Source organism: Pseudobutyrivibrio xylanivorans, from assembly GCF_008935055.1.
Classification (GTDB): Bacteria; Bacillota; Clostridia; order Lachnospirales; family Lachnospiraceae; genus Pseudobutyrivibrio; species Pseudobutyrivibrio xylanivorans_A.
This window is the reverse complement of the sequence record NZ_CP043028.1, coordinates 1,813,799-1,831,201: the sequence shown is the minus strand read 5'-3', so window position 1 is coordinate 1,831,201 and position 17,403 is coordinate 1,813,799. Positions and strand designations below refer to the sequence as shown.

At 40.9% G+C, this 17,403-nt stretch carries 12 protein-coding genes; 10 read left to right on the top strand and 2 right to left on the bottom strand.

Annotated features, from left to right (window positions below):
* Positions 1-58: 58 nt before the first annotated feature.
* The 3 genes from FXF36_RS08345 (at position 59) to FXF36_RS08335 (ending at position 3,119) form a co-directional block, all read left to right on the top strand.
* Positions 59-859: a hypothetical protein gene (locus tag FXF36_RS08345; protein ID WP_151623318.1), complete on the top strand. Its 801-nt coding sequence runs from the start codon at positions 59-61 to the stop codon at positions 857-859.
* Positions 860-1,033: 174 nt separating this feature from the next.
* On the top strand, positions 1,034-1,240 hold the full coding sequence (locus FXF36_RS08340; protein ID WP_151623317.1) for a hypothetical protein: 207 nt from the start codon (positions 1,034-1,036) through the stop codon (positions 1,238-1,240).
* A 325-nt stretch (positions 1,241-1,565) separates the two neighbouring features.
* The gene (locus tag FXF36_RS08335; protein WP_151623316.1) at positions 1,566-3,119 is read left to right on the top strand and encodes a methyl-accepting chemotaxis protein; all 1,554 of its coding nucleotides are present in this window, start codon (positions 1,566-1,568) and stop codon (positions 3,117-3,119) included.
* A gap of 111 nt (positions 3,120-3,230) precedes the next feature.
* On the opposite strand, the gene nagA is transcribed toward FXF36_RS08335, so the two are convergent.
* Complete coding sequence (nagA, locus tag FXF36_RS08330; RefSeq protein ID WP_151623315.1) at positions 3,231-4,337, bottom strand: N-acetylglucosamine-6-phosphate deacetylase; 1,107 nt, start codon at positions 4,335-4,337, stop codon at positions 3,231-3,233.
* Positions 4,334-5,098, bottom strand: coding sequence for a glucosamine-6-phosphate deaminase (gene nagB, locus FXF36_RS08325; protein ID WP_151623314.1), 765 nt, complete (start codon positions 5,096-5,098; stop codon positions 4,334-4,336). The genes nagA and nagB overlap by 4 nt, the downstream gene beginning before the upstream one ends.
* Positions 5,099-5,218: 120 nt before the next feature.
* On the opposite strand from nagB, the gene nagE reads away from it, so the two are divergent.
* The 7 genes from nagE (at position 5,219) to nadC (ending at position 17,400) form a co-directional block, all read left to right on the top strand.
* Positions 5,219-6,661 (top strand): N-acetylglucosamine-specific PTS transporter subunit IIBC, encoded by a 1,443-nt coding sequence (gene nagE, locus FXF36_RS08320; protein ID WP_174819729.1) that lies wholly within the window; start codon positions 5,219-5,221, stop codon positions 6,659-6,661.
* 92 nt (positions 6,662-6,753) lie between these two features.
* Complete coding sequence (gene clpB, locus FXF36_RS08315; RefSeq protein ID WP_151623313.1) at positions 6,754-9,345, top strand: ATP-dependent chaperone ClpB; 2,592 nt, start codon at positions 6,754-6,756, stop codon at positions 9,343-9,345.
* A gap of 204 nt (positions 9,346-9,549) precedes the next feature.
* Positions 9,550-11,634 carry an endo-1,4-beta-xylanase gene (locus FXF36_RS08310; RefSeq protein ID WP_151623312.1) on the top strand — a complete coding sequence of 695 codons (2,085 nt, stop codon included), beginning with the start codon at positions 9,550-9,552 and terminating at the stop codon, positions 11,632-11,634.
* Between the two features lie 114 nt (positions 11,635-11,748).
* On the top strand, positions 11,749-14,121 hold the full coding sequence (locus tag FXF36_RS08305) for a family 43 glycosylhydrolase (RefSeq protein ID WP_151623311.1): 2,373 nt from the start codon (positions 11,749-11,751) through the stop codon (positions 14,119-14,121).
* A gap of 197 nt (positions 14,122-14,318) precedes the next feature.
* Positions 14,319-15,227, top strand: a complete 909-nt coding sequence (nadA, locus tag FXF36_RS08300) for a quinolinate synthase NadA (RefSeq protein ID WP_151623310.1) — start codon at positions 14,319-14,321, stop codon at positions 15,225-15,227.
* A gap of 13 nt (positions 15,228-15,240) precedes the next feature.
* Entirely contained in the window at positions 15,241-16,548 is a 1,308-nt protein-coding gene (locus FXF36_RS08295) for an L-aspartate oxidase (RefSeq protein ID WP_151623309.1), read from the top strand.
* A complete protein-coding gene (nadC, locus tag FXF36_RS08290; RefSeq protein ID WP_151623308.1) occupies positions 16,549-17,400 on the top strand; it encodes a carboxylating nicotinate-nucleotide diphosphorylase in 852 nt (283 codons plus the stop codon).
* Positions 17,401-17,403: the final 3 nt, after the last annotated feature.

Genomic DNA, 17,403 nt, shown 5'->3' with positions numbered 1-17,403 from the left:
TCTGTTGTCTAACTAACACAAAATGTGCTATTATTCAGTAAGGGTGGAGGATAATATTATGGTAGTAAATAATGTTTTGTTTAAAACTCATCTAAATTATCAAATTCAGGCCAGCATTGATGAGCAGAAGGATGATAATCTGGATGTCAATGATGTTAAGCATATTGATTTGCATAGATGCACTTTTGCTGATTTCAAGCAGGCGATGATTTATGTCAGGGAGAATAATTCTGATTTTAACTTCAGTGATTTCACCTTAGATGCAGTGAAGCCTGCTCCAGTTGATTTTAGCGAGGACAAGAAATATGATTTTGTTGAGCTGACAGATTATGCAAAGCATACGGCTATTACAATAGGAAATATGTCGTTGTTTAATGAGCTGCAAAAGGTAGCCAGTGCAGCAGAACGGTTTAATTACAACGTTTCAAGTGCTTCCGATAAGAAGATTCCAGGGATTGTATCCTTTGAGGATTATGACAGATTTGACGTAATAGAGCCTACGGATATCTTTCAGGAATTGGGTAGCTGCGTTATTGGAGGGGGCAACTCAGAGGCGATTAAGCTAACTGCAACATTTCATGACAGTAGTACTGAGGAACACCCAATTATCTCTGTGAGAGCTTTCGACCTTGGCACAAGCACTTACCTTCCTAATAGAGACATTATTGCACTTGACACGATTTATATGCCAAATGCATCTATTATGGAAGTATTTGCATTCATGAGCTACAGGGATTACAAGAACAACACATTCAATCATTCTTTTGACAAGCTGTTGTTTAGTGGACGTATATCGGTTGATTCGCTTGAGGATATGTATTCTCTTCATTATGATATATCACAATGGAAACTCGATTAAATTTGATTAGTTTCGAGCGGAATTGATTAAAAATGTGCAAAATAATTATAAAATAGTGAACAAATTGTGAAAACTATGTAGAATATAACAATTGAAGAAAATACTTTTAGCCTGTAAGATATACATCGTTGTTTAGGAAATGAATTGTTTTTTAGTTTAAGGAAAGGACAAACGATGTTAAATCTTATTATTCTTGTAGTATTTTCTGCAGTTACATTATTTTTCGTATACTTTATCGCTGTTAATGCAAGCTATGCAAAGAGATCAGCTAAGCTTGAGGATTCACATTGCTTGGTTAGAGCCGTTGGAGCAATCATTATGAGTGTTGCTGTAATCGTAGCTCTTTGGGTTGAAGCAGGATTTGTTCATTTCTTCGGTTAATAGCTTTTTATATATTGGATATTTAGACACCCCTTGTGGGTGTCTTTTTTTATGCCAACTACCGTCTTTATTTGTGGCGATTTTTTGTGCCTCACTTCTTGAAATAATCCCCAGTTTTCGGGTTATACCACACTCTATTAGTACTATTTCGCAAACCAGTGGCAATATACTCAAAAGTACTCAGCTATTTGATTATTTTGTCCTGTATAATTCGTTATATTTTTGTAATTTATGCTAATTCACACAATTGCTATAACGTGATATAGTTTTGAACACTGTGTTACGGACAGTTTATAGGTTTTATATACAAAAGGAAGGAAAATCAATGGAAGAGAAGTTTCTTTATTCAGACAGAAATGAACAGGTTAAAAGAATCAACCGCGTGTTAATATTTACATATGGTATTTATTTCACATTATTAACAACTGTTGTAGTCATTGCATACCTGCGTGGCTTCAGAACACTTGGCTATTTACTCATGACACTTGGTCTTGAGATTGGATCATTGGTAGGGCTATCAACAATCTACGCCAAGAAGCCAAATTCAGAAAAGCTAAGATGGATTGCTCTTGTTGTACTTACATTAGTAGGTATTAGCGGATGCTATGCTTTCACAAGCTATTATCTTCGCTTTGCAATGGTAGGACCATTGGTTCCATTCGTTCTATATTATGATAAGAAGTTTTCAAGAATTTCTGGATTGACTGTTGGGATTATACAGATTGGAACATTTATTGCTAGATGCTACGGACCATCAGCTTACACAACAGAGGAGGCTATCGATTGTGCAGCTGGTATAGGTTGTGTGTTTGCAGTTGTAGCTTTGTGCGTATATTTGGAAAGCATTCTTGAAAGATTCCAGGGAGATACAATTGGATTAATTCAGTATCGTGCAGATATGCAGGCTGAAATGCTTGAAGAGGTTATGAATGTCGCTGAGGAAGTAAGATTTGGTGTTGGCCGTGCAATGGACAATATGAACGTGCTCGATGAAACTACTACAACAATGAGCAATGCTATGGATGATATTTCAAGCAGTACTCTTTCAAATGCTGAAAACATCCAGGAACAGACTGTGATGACACAGAACATCCAGGACCTTATAGAGGAAACTGTTGCCCGTGCGGAGGAGATGGTTGCTATCGCTTCAGAGGCTACAGATATCAACAAAGACAATTATGATATGATGATTGAGCTGAAGGCAAAGGCTGAAGACATTACTACTATTAATAATCAGGTTGGCATTGCAATGCAGAATCTTGTTGCAAAGGGTGAGGAGATGAAGCAGATTACAGATGTAATTCTTGCAATCAGCACACAGACAAACCTTCTTGCACTTAATGCTTCTATCGAGGCAGCACGAGCTGGCGAATACGGAAAGGGATTCTCAGTTGTTGCAAATGAGATTCGTGATCTTGCAGAGAAGACAAAGGTTGCAACAGAAGATATCACAAAGATGATAGTAGAGCTTGGAAACAATGCGCAGGATGCCGAGACAGCAGTTACCAGTGCCTGTGTTGCATCAACAGCTCAGGGTGAGTTGATTGAGCAGGCAGCTGCAAGCTTTGTAAAGATGAATGAGAATGTTGAAAATCTTACAGCAAACATCTCAGGTGTTGAGGAGATGGTGGAAAACCTTGCCACTTCAAACAACAAGATTGTGGATAACATATCTCATCTTTCGGCTACAACTGAAGAGGTTACTGCAGCTGCAGCTCAGGCCGCTGAAATCTCTTGCAACAACAAGAACCTCTCGAACAACACAAGAGAACTTCTCGAAAAGGTTCAGAATACAGCGGCTGCGCTTGATAAATACAACTCAGGAATCACTGCAGAACCTGAGCATGTTCACAGTGACAATATAATAAAGTTTGCTTAAATATCTTTAGTCCACTGGTTACGGCTACAAGCCTTAGAGTCTCTTCCTTCGTCTACATGCCTCATACAGAGACCTAAGAGCTTGATGCCTACCAGTTCACTTAATAATTCATTAGATAATATGGACTAATTTGTATTTTTCGTCGAGGACGAGGATATCGGCGCGAGCCCCTACTTCGAGGGAACCGATGAGTGGATATGCTCCGATGCTTCGCGCAGGTGTTGCCGTAGCCGCGGTAATTGCATCCTCGGGAGTGATTCCGAATACTATTGCTTTTAGCATACAATCAAATAAGTTAGTAGCAGAACCGGCAATTGTGCCATCCTCCAGGGTGGCAAGATTGCCTTTTTTTATTACATGCTGTTTTCCTAATTCGTAGTCGCCATCAGGCATTCCGGTGGCTTCCATGGAGTCGCTGATTAGTGCAATGCGTTCAGCACCAAAGAGCTTGAAGAATGTGCGAATCATGGCAGGATGAATATGTATGCCATCACAGATTAGCTCGATAATAACATTTTCATTTTCAATGGCAGCACCTATAACACCAGGCTCACGATGGTTGAAAGGTGGCATACCATTGCACAGGTGAGTTACATGATTGAATCCAGATTTAAAAGCACGGTCTGCTTCATCGTAGCTTGCAGCAGTGTGCCCAACGGAAATAGCGACTGCATCTTTTAGCTCACGGATGAATTCTTCAGAGCCTGGTTCCTCAGGGGCTAAAGTAACGAGCTTGATTAGGTTGCCAGATGCAGTATTACATTCATTGAAAAAGGCAGTATCTGGGCAGGTAATATACTTGCCATTTTGCGCGCCTTTTTTTGAGTCAGATATAAATGGCCCTTCCATATTTATACCTGCAATGCTGGCAAGTTCCTCAGATGGCTCAATTTCTGTTGCGGTTTTGAAAATATCCAAGAGCATTTCTTTTGAAAGGGTCATAGAGGTAGGGCAGTAGCTTGTGATGCCACAGGACTTTTCATATTTTAATATTTCCCTCAGGCCATCTGCTGAAGCGTCACAAAAATCATGACCCACAGCGCCGTGAGAATGAATATCTACAAGTCCAGGAATAATAAATTTCCCATATGCGTCAAATACCCTGCCATCGGAACTCGCAGCAGAAAGGTCTTCTGTAATTATTCCATCTGCGATAAGCAAATCTTTTTTTTGAAAGCTTCTGTCAGGGCAAAATACATTTCCATTTTTTATAATCATAGGATATGACCTCCAGAGGTGATTTTGTGTTTCTGTAATATTATTGCAAGAGCAGCCTCATCTGCAACTACAGTCACATTGTTGTGAAGCTGAAGGATAGAGCCGGGACATGATGGTGTGATAGGCCCGTAAAAAGCATCGTACATAGCCTGCGCCTTTGCTTCGCCTGAGGCAATCAGCAAAATGCTTTTTGCCTGCATAATATTTTTAATACCCATTGTATAAGCATATTTTGGTACATCTTCAATTGAATCAAAAAATCTGGAATTGGCCTGAATGGTATTCGCGGTAAGAGCTACGCAGTGAGTACTCTTATCAAAGTTGTTTCCGGGTTCGTTAAAGCCAATATGACCATTTCCTCCTATGCCAAGAAGCTGTAAATCGATGCCACCCAGGTTTTGAAGGACAGTATCGTATCTTGCACATTCTATCGCCGCATCGAACTCCAGACCGTTTGGAATATTTATATTATCAGAAGGGATGTTTACATGATTAAATAGATTGGTATACATGTAGTGGGCGTAGCTCTGTGGATTGTCAGCGGCCAGACCCTTATATTCATCCAGGTTTACAGTACGGATCTCAGAAAAATCCAAATCGCCCTTTTCATACCATTCAATAAGCTGCTTATATGTACCGATAGGAGAGGCACCTGTAGCCAGGCCTATGACTGCATCAGGCTTCATAATAATCTGTGCTGAGATAATGTTAGCAGCTTTTCTACTTAATTCATTATAGTCCTTAGCCCTGTAAATTCGCATGGTTCGCCCTCCTTTATATTATATTTTCATTATAGCATTTTTCAGTGTGACATTATTGTGATAATTCAATCGTTAAATGATATAATTGTATTATCATTTAACGAAGGGAGATAGAGTATTATGATGAAGTATTTACAAAAAATCGGTAAATCACTGATGCTACCAGTAGCAGTACTGCCTGCTGCTGGTATTCTTTATGGAATCGGCTATTGGATTGATCCAACAGGCTGGGGTGCTAATAGCATCATAGCAGCATTCTTAATCAAAGCTGCTTCTGCTATTATTGATCAGATTCCAATTCTTTTCGCAGTAGGTGTTGCTGTTGGTATGGCAAAGGACCATGACGGTACAAGCGCATTGTCAGGTCTTGTTTCTTTCCTTATGATAACAACGATGCTTAGCACAGGTGCTGTTGCAATGTATCGTGGAGTCGATGCATCAGAGGTTCCAGCAGCATTTGGTAAAATTAGCAATGCCTTTATAGGTATCCTTGCTGGTATCATCGGTTCCAGCTGTTACAACCGGTTTAAAAGTACTCAGCTTCCAGATTGGCTGGCGTTCTTCAGCGGCAAGCGGTGCGTTGCCATTGTAACTGCTCTCGCGTCATGCGTGGCCTCGTTAGTGCTTTATTTCATTTGGCCACTTATCTTTGCAGGATTCGTAGCATTTGCTACAGCAATCATCGGTCTTGGACCTGTAGGAGCAGGAATTTATGCAATGCTTAATAGAGCATTGATTCCACTTGGATTACATCACGCATTGAACGCAGTATTCTGGTTTGATACAGCAGGTATTAATGACCTTGGTCTTTTCTGGTCAGGTGCTGATGGAGCAGTAAAGGGTGTAACTGGTCAGTATATGACAGGCTTCTTCCCTGTAATGATGTTTGGTCTTCCAGCAGGTGCTCTTGCTATGTATCACACAGCAAAGGATTCTAAGAAGAAGGTTGCAGCTTCACTCCTTTTTGCTGGAGCTTTAGCTTCATTCTTTACTGGAATTACAGAGCCACTTGAGTTTTCATTTATGTTCCTTGCTCCAGGGCTTTATCTTGTACATGCAGTCCTTACAGGTATTTCTGCAGCCGTTTGTACTTTGCTTCCATTCAGATTAGGCTTCAATTTCTCAGCTGGATTAGTTGACTGGATACTTAGTTTTAAGGCTCCAATGGCAGTAAATCCATTACTGTTAATTCCAGTAGGCCTTGTCTTTGCAGTAATTTACTATGTCTTATTCAGATTCGTAATTACGAAGTTTGATCTCAAGACTCCAGGTAGAGAGGATGACGAAGAGGATGAAGTAAATATCGAAATCGGAAATTCTGATTTTGCAGCAATGGCTGCTACAATCCTTGAGGGATTAGGAGGAAAAGGAAATATCACTGAGCTTGACTATTGCGCAACCAGAGTTAGAGTAGAAATAGCAGACTATACTGCAGTTGATGAAAAGAAAATCAAGAGCGCAGGCGTACCTGGTATCGTACGACCATCAAAGAACACAGTTCAGGTTGTTGTAGGACCTAAGGTACAGTTTGTGTTTGATGAGATTAAAAAGTTGATGAAATAAAGCAAATCTTAAATAATTATAAATTATTAGCACTCTCGGTTGCAGAGTGCTAATTTTTATGTTACAACGTAATTAGTAAGGAGGTTGAGGTTATGAACATCCAGAAATTTACACAGAAATCCATAGAGGCCATTAATGGCTGTGAAAAGATAGCGATGGAGTATGGCAATCAGGAGCTGGAGCAGGAGCATTTGTTGATGGCACTGATGCGTCAGGAGAATGGTCTGATTCCTTCACTGATTAGTAAGATGGAGATTGACACTACTCAATTCGTAAATGCGATAGACAGTGCCCTTCAGGCAAGAGTAAAGGTTCAGGGCGGTCAGCTGAGAGTGGGACAGAATTTGAATTATGTTCTTACGTATGCTGAGGATGAAGCTAAGGCAATGCGAGATAGCTATGTTTCGGTTGAGCATCTGATGCTTGCAATGATAAAGAAGCCTAGCACTCCAATTAAAAATATTTTTAAGCAGTTTGGAATTACAAGAAATGCATTCCTTACAGTGCTTGCAACAGTTCGAGGAAATCAAACCGTAAATACGGATAATCCTGAGGCAACCTACGATACACTTGAGAAGTATGGATATGATTTGGTGGAGCGTGCTCGCGAGAATAAGCTTGATCCAGTAATTGGACGTGATGAGGAAATCAGAAATGTAATTCGAATTCTTAGTCGAAAGACCAAAAATAATCCAGTGCTTATTGGTGAGCCTGGTGTTGGTAAGACAGCTGTAGTAGAGGGATTAGCCCAGCGTATAGTTCGTGGTGATGTTCCAGATGCCTTAAAGAACAAAAAGGTATTCTCACTTGAAATTGGCTCAATGATTGCAGGTGCAAAATATCAGGGTGAATTCGAAGAGAGATTAAAGGCTGTTCTTGATGAGATTAAGAATTCTGACGGTGAGATAATCCTCTTCATCGATGAGCTCCATACCATCATTGGCGCAGGTAAAAATGGAAGTGGTGGACTTGATGCTGGAAATATGTTAAAGCCTATGCTTGCCCGCGGTGAGCTTCACTGTATCGGTGCTACAACACTCGATGAATACCGTGAATACATTGAAAAGGATGCTGCTTTGGAGCGTCGATTCCAGCCAGTCATGGTGGACGAGCCAACAGTGGAAGATACCATCTCAATCCTTCGTGGACTTAAAGAAAGATACGAAGTATTCCATGGCGTAAAGATTACAGATGGTGCTCTTGTTTCAGCAGCCACACTTTCAAATAGATATATTTCAGACAGATTCCTTCCTGATAAGGCAATTGACCTTGTGGATGAGGCCTGTGCACTTATAAAGACAGAGCTTGATTCAATGCCAGCAGAGCTTGATGAGATGAATCGTCGAGTAATGCAGCTTGAAATTGAAGAGGCTGCACTTAAGCGTGAAACAGATAAGCTTTCTCAGGATAGATTAGCTGATCTTCAAAAGGAGCTTTCAGAACTTCGCGACGAGTATAGCACAAAGAAAGCCGCTTGGGACAATGAGAAAAAGCTGGTGGAGGATGTGGCAAAGGTCAAAGAAGAGCTTGAGGAAGTTCAGGGTCAAATAAAAATTGCTCAACAGAAGTATGATTTGGAGGAGGCTGCAAAGCTTCAGTATGGTCGTTTGCCAGAGCTTCAGGCAAAGCTTGATGAGGCAGAGAATCGATTGAAGGAGCGTGATGCAAATCTTGTTCATGAAAATGTTTCTGAGGAAGAGATTGCAAGAATAATATCACGATGGACAGGAATTCCTGTTTCAAAGCTGAACGAATCAGAGCGTAATAAGACATTGCATCTTGATGAGGAATTACATAAACGTGTTATGGGACAGGATGATGCTGTTAAGCTAGTATCAGAAGCCATCATCCGTTCAAAGGCAGGTATCAAAGACCCTAGCAAGCCAATTGGTTCCTTCTTGTTCCTGGGACCAACCGGTGTTGGTAAGACAGAATTGGCTAAGACTCTTGCCCAGGCACTTTTTGATGACGAAAATGCAATGGTGCGTCTTGATATGTCCGAATACATGGAAAAGTTTAGCGTAAGTCGACTTATTGGAGCACCTCCAGGATACGTAGGTTACGATGAGGGCGGCCAGCTTACAGAGGCAGTTCGCCGTAAACCATATTCGGTAGTATTATTTGATGAGGTTGAGAAGGCTCATCCTGATGTGTTCAATGTTCTACTTCAGGTACTTGATGACGGACGAATCACCGATTCACAGGGACGTACTGTAGACTTCAAGAATACAATTATTATTCTGACGAGTAATATTGGTTCTCAGTATCTGCTTGAGGGTATTGATGAAAATACAGGAGCCATCACCAAAGAGACTGAGGATATGGTAATGAATGATTTGAGAAATTCCTTCAGACCAGAATTCCTGAATCGACTTGATGAGACTATCATGTTCAAGCCTCTCACAAAGAATAACATTGGTGGAATAGTTGACCTGATTATGAAGGAACTCAATGAACGACTTGCAGACAGACAGCTTAGAATTGAGCTTACACCAGCTGCGAAGCAGTTTGTAATTGATGCAGGCTATGACCCAGTCTATGGTGCCCGCCCACTAAAGCGATACATCCAAAAGAATGTTGAAACCATGGCTGCGAAGATTATATTGGGTGGAGACATCCACGAAGGCAGCGTAATCACAATCGATTGCGACGGTGAATCGTTAAAAGTAGGCTCGTATTCGTAACGGGCTGGGCATGAAAATAGACTTCAGTGGATAAATACACTGAAGTCTATTTTTGTGTATAAATAGACAAAAATTGATAAATTTCGCGCAACTTTTAGTAAGTTGCGGAATTGTTAAGTAAGTTACAATAATATTACTTGAGGGAGTGAGGAGTTAAGAAAAATAGCAAAAATTCTTATTCTAAATTATGGGGGAATAATACAAATGAAAAGAAAAATGCTCAAGAGCTTTGCGGCAAAGCTCCTTGCTGTTGCATGTGCATTTACTATGCTTGCATCAGCAACAACCCTCGATGCTAAGGCAGCCGAGGCAACCCTCCTGAACACCTATGGAAGCACATATGGTTATTCAGGAACCTGTATCAATCTCTATCAGCTTAGAGATTCTAGTCAGCTTTCTATTTTAAAGAAGCACTACAATTCTATTACTCTCGAAAATGAGATGAAGCCAGATGCATTACTTGGCGGCTCAGCAAGACTTATCTCAGTGAGCCAGGCTAAGAATCAGGGCTACTACATCCCAGATAATTACAGAGAGTCTTACGTACCTCAGATTAACTTCAACACAGTTGATGAGGTTATGAAAATCTGTTACAACAATGGTCTCAAGATGAGAGCTCATACATTAGTATGGCACTCACAGACACCTTCATGGTTCTTCAGAAACAACTTCTCAGGAAACAGTGGATTTGTAAATTCATCAACAATGGATGCCCGTCTTGAAATGTACGTGAAGACAGTTATGAATCACGTTTACACAAATCAGTACGGCAGCGTTGTTTATGCTTGGGATGTTGCAAATGAAATTCTTCATGCACAGAACTCAGGTTGGGAAGCAGTTTACGGTAGCAACAAGACAAATGCTACATACGTAAAGAAGGCTTTCAACTTCGCTTATGAAACACTTGAGTACTTCAAGCTTACAGATTCTGTAAAGCTTTTCTACAATGATTACAACACTTACATGGAAGTTAACGATGTAATTAAGCTTGTTAACTACATCAACCAGGGCAAGAAGGTCTGCGCAGGCGTTGGTATGCAGTCACACCTTGGAACAGGCTTCCCTTCAGTTGATTATTACACAACAGCACTTAAGTCATTCTTAAATGCAGGCTTTGAAGTTCAGATTACAGAGCTTGATGTTACAAACAAGGGTGATAGCGATATGGCAAACTACTGCTACAACCTCTTCAAGAACATCAACTCAGCTAAGAAGAATGGTGGAAAGATTACTGGTATTACATGGTGGGGTCTTTCAGATCAGACAACATGGATCAACAACTCTAAGCCACTCCTTTTCTCTAGACCAGGCGTAACTAAGCCAGCTTACGATAAGGTTATCCAGGCTTACACAGAGGTAATTGGTCAGCCAGGCTCACAGAAGCCAACACCAACACCTACTCCAGTTGTAACACCTACACCAACTCCAACACCATCACAGAACGTAGATAGCAATTCTACAGCAAACATCTCTGATGGATGGTATTACCTCAAGAATACACTTTCGCAGAAGTACCTTACAGTTGAAGGCAACACAGCAAAGGCTGTTACAAACGTTTGCATCAGCAAGGGTACAGGCGTAGATGGCCAGAAGTGGTATGTTGAAAACAGAGGAAATGGATATATCACATTAAAGTCAGGTCTTGGCAACTTCATGCTTGATGTTGCAAATGGTGTTGATGAGGATGGCGCTAACCTCCAGATTTATGATGGATATGCAGGAAACGCTCAGCAGTTTATCGTAAAGAATACAAACAAGAGCGGTGTTTACACAATCGCTACAAAGGCTTCAAACGGAACAAAGTATGTTGATGTTTATGAGCACAAGACAGCTGATGGCACAAACGTATGCCAGTGGACATATTATGGAAATCCAAATCAGCAGTGGCAGTTCGAAAAGGTCGGTTCTTCACAGCCAACACCAACACCAACTCCACAGCCAACAGCTCAGCCAACTCCTACACCTACACCAGTTCCAACACAGCAGCCAACACAGTCTGCTTCAGGCTTAACAGCTAAGGTTACAATCAACAGCTGGGGCTCAGGATATACAGCAACTGTTAAGGTCTCAAACAACACAGGAAAGTCTGTTAACGGTTGGACATTAAAGCTCAAGAAGAGCGAGGTTAAGATTGACTCAAGCTGGAGCGTAAATGTTAAGGAGTCAGGTGATTACTATGTAATCACTCCAATGGATTGGAACTCTACAATCGCAAATGGACAGAGCGCTGAATTTGGATTTAATGGCGTAGGCAGCGCAAGCGACAACATCTACGTTGACGTTCAGTAATTTGTAAATAAAATCCTATCTCCCTCAAGTAACTATTAAACCAACAAACATTGCTGGCAATATTATTGATTGCCAGCAATAATCTTATAACTGAAAATAATGATGAGGGATTTTATGAACAAAATAATTAAGAGAATGTTAGGGTTAGCATTAACCGCAGTTCTTTTAGTGGGAGCTACCGAAACTGTTTCAGCGGCGACAGTTGTAAACGGTAGCTATGTAAAGGGTGATAATGAGAACAATCCTCTTGTTACCCAAAACTATGGCGCAGACCCTGCAGTATTGGTTTACAACAACAGAATATACGTATACACAACAAACGATAGCCAGGAATATGAGGCTACTCGTGCAAAAAATACATATGGAAAAATCAATCAGTTGAACTGCTATTCTTCAACAGATATGGTTAACTGGACTGATCATGGTCAGATTAACGTTGCAGGAAGCAATGGCGCAGCTAAGTGGGCAAGTAATTCATGGGCCCCAACTGTATGCTGCAAGAAGATTAATGGCAAGGATAAGTTCTTCATTTACTTTGCTAATAATGCTAGCTCAATCGGCGTACTTACAGCAGATAGCCCAACAGGTCCATGGAAGGATCCAATTGGTCGTGCGTTTATCACAAAGTCTACTCCAAATTGCAATGTAGAGTGGCTCTTTGATCCAGCTGTACTCGTAGACAGCGATGGAACAGGATACCTCTACTTTGGTGGTGGTGTTCCTTCGGGACAGGCTGCACATCCAAAGACAGCCAGAGTTATCAAGCTTGGTAACGATATGATTAGCACATCAGGCACAGCTGCTATGATTGATGCTCCATACCTCTTTGAGGATTCAGGAATTAACAAGATTGGTAACACATACTACTATTCATACTGCACAAACTGGAACTGCAGCAATGGATATAGAAATGCTACAATTCATGTAATGACGAGCTCAAACCCAATGGGACCATTCACACATCAGGGTGAGATTATGGCAAACCCAGGCTCATTCTTCAGGGGTTCAGATGGAAACAACCATCACCAGATTTTTGAGTTCAAGGGAAATTACTACATTGCTTACCATACAATGACAGTGCAGAATGCAGTAATGAGCAACCTCGGCTACAGAACAACTCAGATTGATAAGGTCAATGTTTCAAATGGAAGAATCCAGACAATCAAGCAGACAATGTCTGGCGTTTCTATGAATCCTTCAGTTGACCCATATAGCTGGGTTGAGGCTGAAACAATGTTTACACAGGCAGGCATCAAGGTTAAGGGTAACGGCGATGGAACAGCATGGGTAACAGATATCAACAACAACGATTTCACAAAGGTTAAGGGTGTTCAGTTCTCTAAGGGTGTTTCTTCAATCACAGCTACAGTACAGAGCTCAGGAAGCGGAAGCATCGAGGTAAGAGAAGGCTCACAGAGTGGTTCATTACTTGGAACAATCAATATTTCAAACACAAATGGTTCTTTCAAGGATTTCACAGCTAATGTAAAGAATGTTAGTGGTTCAAAGGATATCGTATTTGTATTCAAGGGTTCATTTGGATTTGATAGATGGAAGGCTAATACAACAGGAAGTGGTGAGGCTACACCAACTCCAACACCTACACCAACTCCAACTCCAAGCCAGAACGTAGATAGCAATTCTATAGCAAACATTGCAGATGGTTGGTATTATCTCAAGAATACACTTTCACAGAAGTACCTTACAGTTGAAGGCAACACAGCAAAGGCTGTTACAAACGTTTGCATTAGCAAGGGTACAGGCGTAGATGGCCAGAAGTGGTATGTTCAGAACAGAGGAAATGGATATATTTCACTTAAGTCAGGTCTTGGTGAGTTCATGCTTGACGTAGCTATGGGTGCTGATGAGGATGGTGCAAACCTTCAGATTTACAACGCATATGCTCATGATCCACAGCAGTTCATGGTAAAGAACACAAACAAGAGTGGTGTTTATACAATTGCTACAAAGATTTCTAAAGAAACAAAGTATGTAGATGTATACGAGCACAAAACAGCTGATGGCACAAATGTATGCCAGTGGACATATTATGGAAATCCAAATCAGCAGTGGCAGTTCGAGCCAGTTAATGGTTCTTCACAGGCACAGCCAACACCAACACCTACTCCAACAACAACAACAGCTCCACAGCCTACACCTACACCAAAACCACAGCCAACTCCTACACCAGCTACAGCTTCAGGCTTAAAGGCTACAGCTACTATTAACAGCTGGGGAAGCGGATACACAGCTTCTATCAAGGTATCCAATGATACAGGAAAGACTGTCAACGGTTGGACATTAAAGCTCAAGAAGAGCGAGGTAAAGATTGATTCAAGCTGGAGTGTAAATGTAAAAGAGTCTGGTGAGTATTATGTAATCACTCCAATGGATTGGAATTCTACTATTGCAAATGGCGCAAGCACAGAGTTCGGATTTAATGGAACAGGTAGCGTTGTAAATAACATTTATATTGATATTCAGTAATTTTTGATGCTCAGTAATTAGCGCTAAAAATGATTAGTGTCTTTAGCTTTGGCTGGAGACACTAATTTTTTGTGTTAACAGGTGTCTTGTCAGTAGACTATACATGTGCTATATTTGTGTAAATTGACACTTCATAAGTCGGCAAATGCTGACGGCTTTCTGTAATAGGGAAGCCTTTGTAAAAGGAGAAATATGTTATGGAGACACTTGTTGAAGAGATTCAAAGACTAAAAAAAGAGAAGAATGCTGTGATTCTTGCTCACTATTATGTGAATGACGAGGTCCAGGAAATTGCAGACTACATTGGTGACAGCTACTATCTGGCTAAGGTGGCTGTGGGATTGAAGGAGAGTACAATCGTATTTGCCGGTGTAAAATTTATGGGAGAATCAGCAAAGATTTTAAATCCTGAAAAGACAGTGCTTATGCCTGATGCAAAGGCTGACTGTCCAATGGCTCATATGGCGGAGATTGAGCGTATTGAAGAGGTTAGAAAAGAGTATGAGGACCTTGCTGTTGTTTGCTACATCAACTCAACAGCAGAGTTGAAAATGCATTCAGATGTCTGTGTTACAAGTTCAAATGCAATGAAAATTGTAAAGGCCTTACCTAACAAGAATATCTTTTTCATTCCAGATGAGAACCTGGGAAGATATATTGCAAGTAAGGTTCCTGAAAAGAACTTTATTTTTAATGATGGCTACTGTCATGTTCACAAGGCAGTTACCCCAGATATGATTAAGTGTGCGAAGGAATCACATCCTGATGCAAAGGTATTGATTCATCCAGAGTGTACATTGGATGTACTTGAGCTCGCTGATTATATCGGAAGTACCTCTGGCATCATCGACTATGCGACGGAAAGCGATGCCAAGGAGTTTATTATTTCTACAGAGCTTGGAGTACTTTACCAGTTAAAGAAGAATAATCCGGATAAGCAGTTCTTTGCAGCAGGCTCTGTACAGATTTGTCCTAACATGAAGAAGGTAACATTGGAGAAGGTGCGTGACTGTCTTCGTGATGGAAGTGGAGTTGTGGAACTTGATGATGAGAAACGAGAGCGTGCGCTCGCTCCACTTCAGCGGATGCTAGAACTTGCTAAATAGGGGATTTAGATAGATGGATAAGAAATATGATGTAATTATAGTTGGAAGCGGTGTGGCAGGTTTATTCTGTGCACTAAGCTTACCAAGGGAAAAGAAAATCCTTATAATTTCAAAGGATGCATTAGATGGATGCGATAGCTTCTTGGCTCAGGGAGGCATCTGTGTATTAAGAGATGAAGATGATTATGATGCATACTTTGAAGATACAATGCGTGCAGGTCATTATGAAAATCGAAAAGAGTCTGTAGAGATAATGATTAGAAGCTCTCAGGAGATAATCAGCGACCTTGTGGGCTATGGTGTTGAATTCGAAAAGAAGGATGGGCAGTTCGTATATACGAAGGAAGGGGCTCATTCAAATAATAGAATTTTGTTCCATGCTGACATCACTGGGAAGGAAATTACAAGCAAGCTTCTTGCCAGAGCGCAGGAACGTGACAATATCACTATGATGGCTCACACTACCATGGTTGATTGGGTCTGCAAGGATAATGTTTGCTATGGAATTGTTGTGGCGGACATGGATGGAAAGACCACAGCAATTGAGGGTGATGTGACAGTACTTGCCTGTGGTGGACTTGGTGGTGTGTACCCTCATTCCACAAACTATCGACACATCTCAGGGGATGCCCTTGCTCTTGCAATGTATCACAATGTAAAACTGGAAAATTGCGATTATGTGCAGATTCATCCGACTACACTTTTCTCAAATCAGAGCGGAAGAAGCTTTTTGATTTCTGAATCTGTAAGAGGTGAAGGTGCAGTTTTAAGAGATAAAAATGGAGAGCGATTTACTGATGAATTACAGCCAAGAGATGTGGTGAGCAAGGCAATTTTTGCCCAGATGGAAAAGGACGGAACGGAGCATGTTTGGCTTGATTTTTCGCCTATTCCAGAGGAGGAGATTTTAAATCATTTTCCAAATATTTATCAGCGATGCAAACAGGCAGGTTATGACCCGTTGAAGACCTGGGTGCCAGTTGTCCCTGCACAGCACTACTTCATGGGTGGCATCTATGTGGACAAGGATAGCAAAACCACAATGGAGCAGCTTTATGCAGTAGGTGAGACCAGCTGCAACGGTGTACATGGTCGTAACAGATTAGCCAGCAATTCACTTTTGGAAAGTTTGGTGTTTGCAAAGCGAGCTGCAAATGATATCGTAAATACGAATTCATTTAAACAGGCTGAAGACTTTGAAAGTCTTGTAAATATGGATGGTTATGAAGACTTGCCATCAATCATGGAAAACTATCATGCAATGGTAGTTGGAGAAATCAAAAAAGAAGAAAACTTAAGAGCCAAGAAGGAGGCTATATAAATGAACAATATTACTATGACTTTAAATGCGGACGAGCTTATCAGAATGGCTCTTAGAGAAGATATTTCAAGCGAGGATGTTACCACAAATTCCGTTATGCCAGAGGCTAAGCCAGGTGAGGTAGAGCTCATTTGTAAACAGGATGGAATCATCTGTGGAATGGATGTATATGAGCGAGTATTCAAAATTCTTGATGAGAATACAGTAGTCGAAAAATATGTAAAAGACGGGGATGAGGTCAAGAAAGGCCAGCTCATGGGAAAGGTAAAGGGCGACATCAGAGTGCTTCTTTCTGGTGAGAGAGTTGCTCTTAATTATCTTCAGAGAATGAGTGGAATTGCTACATACACAAATCAGGTTGCGTCACTTTTAAAGGGAAGCAAGACAGTTCTTCTTGATACAAGAAAGACTACACCTAACATGAGAATTTTTGAGAAATATGCTGTAAAGTGCGGTGGCGGTCAGAATCACCGCTATAATCTTTCAGATGGAATTCTTTTAAAGGATAATCACATTGGTGCAGCAGGCTCAATCACAAAGGCAGTTGAGATGGCAAAGGCGTATGCTCCTTTTGTTCGTAAGATTGAAATCGAGACAGAAACACTTGAGCAGGTAGAGGAAGCAGTAGATGCAGGAGCAGATATTATCATGCTTGATAATATGGATGTTGCAACAATGAAAGAAGCTGTTAAAATAATTAATGGTCGAGCAAAGACAGAATGCTCAGGAAACGTGACCAAAGAAAATATCGCAAATATCATCGACAGCGGAGTAGACTACGTTTCAAGTGGTGCACTTACACATTCTGCACCAATCCTGGATATTTCGATGAAGAACTTACATGCAGTTTAATCG

Coding starts and splice junctions, on each gene's coding strand:
- nagA (WP_151623315.1), bottom strand. CDS start 4,337: ATGATTATAAAAAATGGAAATGTATTTTGCCCTGACAGAAGCTTTCAA.
- FXF36_RS08345 (WP_151623318.1), top strand. CDS start 59: ATGGTAGTAAATAATGTTTTGTTTAAAACTCATCTAAATTATCAAATT.
- nadC (WP_151623308.1), top strand. CDS start 16,549: ATGAACAATATTACTATGACTTTAAATGCGGACGAGCTTATCAGAATG.
- nagB (WP_151623314.1), bottom strand. CDS start 5,098: ATGCGAATTTACAGGGCTAAGGACTATAATGAATTAAGTAGAAAAGCT.
- nagE (WP_174819729.1), top strand. CDS start 5,219: ATGATGAAGTATTTACAAAAAATCGGTAAATCACTGATGCTACCAGTA.
- FXF36_RS08340 (WP_151623317.1), top strand. CDS start 1,034: ATGTTAAATCTTATTATTCTTGTAGTATTTTCTGCAGTTACATTATTT.
- nadA (WP_151623310.1), top strand. CDS start 14,319: ATGGAGACACTTGTTGAAGAGATTCAAAGACTAAAAAAAGAGAAGAAT.
- FXF36_RS08305 (WP_151623311.1), top strand. CDS start 11,749: ATGAACAAAATAATTAAGAGAATGTTAGGGTTAGCATTAACCGCAGTT.
- FXF36_RS08335 (WP_151623316.1), top strand. CDS start 1,566: ATGGAAGAGAAGTTTCTTTATTCAGACAGAAATGAACAGGTTAAAAGA.
- clpB (WP_151623313.1), top strand. CDS start 6,754: ATGAACATCCAGAAATTTACACAGAAATCCATAGAGGCCATTAATGGC.
- FXF36_RS08310 (WP_151623312.1), top strand. CDS start 9,550: ATGAAAAGAAAAATGCTCAAGAGCTTTGCGGCAAAGCTCCTTGCTGTT.
- FXF36_RS08295 (WP_151623309.1), top strand. CDS start 15,241: ATGGATAAGAAATATGATGTAATTATAGTTGGAAGCGGTGTGGCAGGT.